This is a genomic window from Planococcus sp. RAB007_Raresut (assembly GCF_057369535.1).
Window position 1 is genome coordinate 1 of the sequence record NZ_JBXYIF010000167.1, and the last position, 259, is coordinate 259.

1 protein-coding gene is annotated in these 259 nt (G+C 32.0%); it reads left to right on the plus strand.

The window, feature by feature from the left end:
* Positions 1-259: LysE family transporter (locus tag AC2Q9J_RS18155; RefSeq protein WP_499042110.1), on the plus strand; the 259-nt coding region annotated here is incomplete at both ends.

Here is a 259-nt window from a genome sequence, read left to right on the forward strand (position 1 = left end):
GCTGAAACAAGGTCTTTTAATCGCAGGTGGTTTATATCTGTGCTGGCTTGGTTATCAGTTGCTACGTTCTGCTTTTTCTAAAAATAATCAAACAATAAATCCAATTACCCTACCACAATCCCCATATTTGTTTTTTATGAAAGGTTTGTTGACTAATCTTTCAAATCCGAAAGCCATTATTTATTTCGGTAGTGTATTTTCTTTATTTTTAACCAATCCCTTATTTGATCAACATCATTCTCTGCTTTTTATCATTGTT